Here is a 6,269-nt window from a genome sequence, read left to right as displayed (position 1 = left end):
TTGTAGCCATTTCAAATTGTTTGTTGCTATACTAATTTAGTTTCATTATTTTGTGTACTTCTTTGTCTTTTTTTCAGTCATAATTTCTCCCTTCATCTCGCTATCTTTAGCTTATCAAAATATATTCTCTAGATATATCCATCTAGAGATAGACTACTTCCTTTTTATCAGCTAAAATATAGAATGAGAAGGTATACATTAAAGGAGGATTTTTAATGGCAAAAGAAATTAATAACGATACCATTGCAAAATTTGAAAATGATTTAAACAATCATCCTGTTTTCAATGTTGCAAGTCACGCAGCACAAGAAAACGGTATTTACAAAGCAAGTCAAAACTTACAAACTAAGATCGACTTAGACCCAATTTTCTCAATTGAAATTGATACTGGTAAGCCAGCTAATCAAAAGCAATCAGGTCGTTGCTGGATGTTTAGTGCTTTAAACACTATGCGCCACCCATTACAAAAGAAGTTTAAGTTACAGGACTTCGAATTATCTCAAAACTACACTAACTTCTGGGATAAATTTGAAAAATCTAACTGGTTCTTCGAAAACGTGATTGCGACTGCTGACAAAGATTTAGGCGATCGTAAGGTTTCATTCTTGTTTGCAACACCACAACAAGATGGTGGTCAATGGGATATGCTTTGCGGTATTATCGAAAAATACGGTATCGTACCAAAGAGCGTTTACCCAGAAACTGCTAATGCAACCAACTCAAGTGCATTAAATGATACTTTAAACACCTTGCTTCGCAAAGATGGTCTTGAATTACGCAGACTTGTTAATGCTGGCAAATCAGAAGACGAAGTACAAGCTCGCAAGGAAGAAATGTTAAATGATGTCTTCCGTGTTCTTGCAATTTCACTTGGTGTTCCACCAAAGAAATTTAACTTCGAATACCGTGACGATGATCACAACTACCACATCGACAAGGACATTACACCTAAGGAATTCTTTGACAAATATGTTGGTATGGATTTAGCCAACCATATTTCAACTATCAATGCCCCAACTAGCGACAAGCCTTTCCACAAGGTATTCTCAGTTGAATACTTAGGTAACGTTGAAGGTGGTCGTCAAGTTCGTCACTTAAACTTAAAGGTTGATGAAATGAAGGATTTGATCATCAAGCAATTAAAGAGCGGCGAAGTTGTATGGTTTGGTTCAAACGTTGTTAAGGATTCTGAACGTCGCGCTGGACTTCTTGACACCAATCTTTACCGCCGTGATCAATTATTTGACGTTGACTTCTCAATGTCTAAGGCTGATAAGCTTGACTCAGGCGAAAGCATGATGGACCACGCAATGGTTATTACTGGTGTTGACATCGTTGATGGCAAACCAACTAAGTGGAAGATTGAAAACTCATGGGGTGAAAAGCCAGGCTTTAAAGGCTACTTCGTAATGAGTGATTCATGGTTTGACTCATTTGTTTACCAAGCAGTTATTAACAAAGATATTTTGCCAGAAGATCTTAAGAAGGCTTACGACGAAGGCAAGGATAATCCTATTCAATTATTGCCATGGGATCCAATGGGTGCTTTAGCATTTAAGTATTAATAATTAGATTTATTCCACATAATTAAAAGACTAGGAATGTTTGACACTTCTAGTCTTTTTCATGAAAAGGCAAAAAATTTGCTAGCAATTTAGATTTATTTTAATATTATGTAAGTACTTACAAAAAATAAGGTAGTTAATTTATGAATATACTTATTGCTTTAATTCCAGCACTTGGTTGGGGAATTTTTTCACTTATTGCTGGCAAAATTAAAAATAGTCATCCTGCTAATGAGTTAATGGGGTTAGGAACTGGGGCATTAATAATCGGTATTATTACAGCTATCATTCATCCAACCAGTTCCAACATTACAATTTTTTCGTTATCACTAATTTCTGGAATGTTTTGTGCACTTGGACAATCTGGTCAATTCATTTCAATGAGAAATATCGGTATCAGTAAAACGATGCCATTATCAACAGGTTTTCAACTGATCGGTAATACTTTAATTGGGGCAATAATTTTTGGAGAATGGACTAGCAGCTCTCAATATTTAATTGGTACTTTAGCTTTAATCTTAATTATCGTTGGTGTTAGTTTGACCGCCATCAGCAAAGATAAAAGCGCCAAACTCAAAATGAGAGATATTATTCTATTGCTCTTCACATCAATTGGTTATTGGATTTATTCATCATTTCCCAAAGCTATCACAGCCGATGCACAGACCCTATTTTTACCACAAATGATTGGTATCTTTATTGGTAGTATTATCTTTTTGTTAGTATCTTGCCAAACCAAGGTATTAAAAGAAAAAGCTACCTGGCTTAATATCTTTTCCGGTTTTTCATTTGGGATCGCCGCATTCGCATATATCTTTTCAGCTCAATTAAACGGCGTTATTACTGCTTTTATTTACAGTCAACTTTGCGTAATAATTTCTACTTTAGGCGGTATTTTCTTTATCGGTGAAAATAAGACTAAATCCGAATTAATTGCAACCTTTGTTGGCCTAATCTTAATTATCATTGGTGCTGCTATTCAATGAATACTAAAAATTAATGAAAGACTTCAGATTTATTCTGAAGTCTTTTCTTCATTTCCTGCCAGTATTCTCAATCTTATAATGTTTAAAAAATTCCAAGTGCATATTCTTGCTTTATCCAAAAATGAAACATACAGTGAAAGCCTATTTATTAGAGATGATCATTTACCTAGGAGGTAATAAACATGACAGATTATTCAAAGAGACAGACAGATTATTCAAAGAGACAATTGAAAGCTTTAGACAGAATTTCTAAGAAGATTAGTGAACGCTAAAAGTCACTTAGCTAGAATCGAAGATTCAGTTCCTGACCGTCGTCACCGTACTGCACAACATGAAACTATTAAGGACATTAAGTCCATTTTAAAGCATGCTAGAAAAGTCGGTGAATATGACGCCAAGATTGACGCTAAAGCTGATGAAAACGAATATGTTTATGTAGAGGATGAATAAGGCGTTATTAAGGATCTTGAAAAAGAATTCAAGGAACTTGATGAAAAGCTTGATAGATTAAGTGATACTGATATTAAACGTTATCGTGAAGAACACCACTCACTTGAAAAGGCTAAGGAAGTTTTAGCCAAAGCTGGTAAATTAGAATAATTTATTCAGTAAAATAAAAAAGGCACAGCTAGGTAAGCAAATCTTACCGACTGTGTCTTTTTTGTTATATCAAGTATTTCTCAGATTTCATGTACCACTTTTTAACTACAGTAGTTAAGGCAATATATAAAACTAATAAAACAAATACGATTGCCAAGAAGTATACCGGAATCGGACCAAACTTCATTGCACTTGCAATTGGATTAATAAACGGTAAAGCTGTTCCGATTGCTGCCATGCTAATGGTTGACCAAGTAACAATTGCCGTTGCATGTTGCTTAATAAAAGGTACTCTTGGATCTCTTAAAGCATGGATCACCATTTCTTGTGTCCAAAGAGATTCAATAAACCAACCAGCACTAAAGACAAGACTAAACAATAATTTTTGTGAAGCTGTTGCTCCTGCATAACTGGTACCCACAACTTGTGGACAAACTACAAAAAATAGAATTGCAAAAGTCAAAATATCAAAAATCGATGAAGTTGGACCGAAGTAGAACATAAACTTAGGCAACTTCTTAGTACTCCACTTTCTTGGTTCTGAAAGATAATGACGATTCATTGTATCAAATGGAATTGATAAACAACTGGTTCCGTACATCAAATCGAGAATTAGTAATTGAATTGGCAACATTGGCAAAAATGGTAAAAATGAAGATGCTACTAAAATTGATAAAATATTACCAAAATTAGATGAAAGTGTAATCTTGATATACTTCATTGCATTACCAAATACTTGTCGACCAATTTGAACTGCTCTTTCCAAGATTCGTAAATCTTTATGAAGCAAAATAATATCTGCAGATTTTTTAGCGATATCCACAGCCGTGTCCACAGAAATTGAAACATCGGCAGCCTTCATAGCTGGAGCATCATTAATACCATCACCCATGTAAGCTACGGTGTGCCCATCTTCTCTCAATACTTTAATAATCTTGGCCTTTTGCTGTGGTGATAGCTTAACGAAAACATCGCATTCTTGCACTATCTTCTTTAATTCAGCTGTAGTTTTATTTTCAAGTTCTTTACCTTGGTATACTTTATCAATATTCAGACCTACTTGCGCACCAACATTTCTCGTTACAGCTTCATTATCACCAGTCAGAATCTTAACTGTAATTCCATCTTGTTTTAAAGCATCCAATGCCTCCTTAGCACTATCCTTTGGTGGATCAAGGAATGCTAAAAATCCGGCGAGAATCAATTCTTTTTCATCGGCTACACTAAATTCACCAACAGGAGCTGGATTTTTCTTGTAAGCAAGCAAAATAACTCTAAGACCATCACGATTCATTTCATCAATCTTGTCTAAAATCTCTTTTCGCTGCGCTTCATCTAACGGTTTGATCTCCCCATCCTTTTCTACTCTATTAGAACATGCCAACATTTCTTCCGCAGCTCCCTTAGTTACTAATAGATGCTCATTTTTCTTATTTTTAACAACTACACTCATCCGCCGACGTTTAAAATCAAAAGGAATTTCATCAATTTTTTGATAATCTTGTTTAATCTTAACTGTGTCTATTTCATCATCGGCAGCATGAATGATGGCCTCATCCATCAAGTCTTTCATCCCTGTTTGATAGTAACTATTTAAAAAGGATAATCCTAAGACTTTTGGTTTTTCTTCTAGATTTAGATTGTAATGTCTTTCAAGTACAACCTTATCTTGAGTTAAAGTACCTGTCTTATCAGTACACAAAATATCTGCAGAGCCAAAGTTCTGAATTGAACTCATTCTCTTAACAATCGTTTCATGCTTAGCCATTTCTACAGACCCCTTAACCAAGTTACTGGTAACAATTACCGGTAACATTTCTGGTGTTAGACCTACAGCAGTTGCAATCGCAAAAATTAAGGCATTAAACCAATCGCCCTTTGTTAGCCCATTGATCAAGAAAACCAATGGCGTAATAACTGCAGTCATCGTTAATAAGGTCTTAGAAATATTTTTAATACCAATATCAAAAGTAGTTTCCTTAGTCTTATTTTTAGCTAAACTACGTGCTAGATTACCAAAAACGGTTTTATCACCTGTCGCAAATACAACTCCCATGCCTGAACCGGAAATAATATTAGTACCCTCGTACAGGATATTAGGATAATCAAGATAACTTTCATCATCTTTTGGTTTTTGATCTGCAATCTTTTCTACCGGATTAGATTCACCATTTAAAGAACTAGCTGAACAAAATAGATCCTTGCTTCGAAGTAACCGCATATCAGCTGGAACTAAATCCCCTGCAGTTAAATTAATGATGTCACCAACTACAACTTCCTTAGTTGGCAATTCTTGGTCTTTTTGATCCCGTCTAATATTAGTAGTTACGGAAACCATATTTAAAAGACTTTCTACAGCATCATTTGTTCTTACATTTTGAATAAAACTCGTTAGTCCAGAAATCAATACCATAGTCAACATAATAATTACGGTACTCAAATCCTTATCAGCTGGTGCTGCTAATAGATAATTAGTAAAAAACGATAAAGTTGCTAAAATCAATAACACTCCAGTAAATGGAGTCATAAATGCATCTACTAAGAAATGTAACTTAGGATGATGCTCTTTATTGGAAACCTCATTTAATCCATCACGCTCTAATCGTTTTTTTGCCTGACTAGTTTCTAATCCTTCAACCGACGTATGTAATCTATCTAATACCTCACTTTTTTCCTCTCCTGCAATCTGTTTAGCCAAAGTCGCATCTGTTACCACACGATCTTTAGAGTAAATTTTTAACATTCTAATCCCTCCCCTAAAAAATCGGCAAACAAACAAAAGACCAACGCAAAAACTGCATTGGTCTTAGTTATCAAGCGATTTCTACTCGTCGTTCAGTTTTAACACTACGTAACGTGAAGTCTGTTCAACTAGCTGACTGGGCAAAGCCTTAATTCGACAGTTCCTGTTTAACCCATCGGCATCTCTGGATGTTGCTGGGCGTCAGCGTATATTTACGTAGGAGTCTCACCTAACAGTTCATTTGCTTTAACTATTTAATTAACAACTTCATCATAAAAGGGCAAGGACAGATATACAAGTACTTTTAATAAATCTTTATCTTTTCTTCATATAATTCTTAGATAACTGCTATTAAAAAATTATCAGACCCCAAAA

General features: G+C 35.0%; 3 protein-coding genes, 1 pseudogene and 1 riboswitch. Of the genes and pseudogenes, 3 read left to right on the top strand and 1 reads right to left on the bottom strand.

The annotated features are described in order from the left end of the window. Window positions 1-215: 215 nt before the first annotated feature. The 3 genes and pseudogenes from pepC to HMPREF0518_RS02765 all read left to right on the top strand — a co-directional run bounded on the left by pepC (window position 216) and on the right by HMPREF0518_RS02765 (window position 3,151). Window positions 216-1,565: an aminopeptidase C gene (gene pepC, locus HMPREF0518_RS02775; protein ID WP_003625856.1), complete on the top strand. Its 1,350-nt coding sequence runs from the start codon at window positions 216-218 to the stop codon at window positions 1,563-1,565. A gap of 143 nt (window positions 1,566-1,708) precedes the next feature. Then, a complete protein-coding gene (locus HMPREF0518_RS02770; RefSeq protein WP_003625855.1) occupies window positions 1,709-2,551 on the top strand; it encodes a RhaT/GlcU family sugar-proton symporter in 843 nt (280 codons plus the stop codon). A 182-nt stretch (window positions 2,552-2,733) separates the two neighbouring features. Beyond that, window positions 2,734-3,151 (top strand): annotated as a pseudogene (locus HMPREF0518_RS02765) (hypothetical protein). A 64-nt stretch (window positions 3,152-3,215) separates the two neighbouring features. Here HMPREF0518_RS02765 and mgtA read toward each other — a convergent pair. After that, window positions 3,216-5,894 carry a magnesium-translocating P-type ATPase gene (gene mgtA, locus HMPREF0518_RS02760; RefSeq protein WP_003625853.1) on the bottom strand — a complete coding sequence of 893 codons (2,679 nt, stop codon included), beginning with the start codon at window positions 5,892-5,894 and terminating at the stop codon, window positions 3,216-3,218. 76 nt (window positions 5,895-5,970) lie between these two features. Next, window positions 5,971-6,138, bottom strand: a riboswitch (M-box (ykoK) riboswitch). Between the last annotated feature and the right edge of the window lie 131 nt (window positions 6,139-6,269).

It is taken from the genome of Lactobacillus helveticus DSM 20075 = CGMCC 1.1877, from assembly GCF_000160855.1.
Taxonomy (GTDB): domain Bacteria; phylum Bacillota; class Bacilli; order Lactobacillales; family Lactobacillaceae; genus Lactobacillus; species Lactobacillus helveticus.
This window is presented reverse-complemented; position numbering and strand designations above follow the sequence as displayed.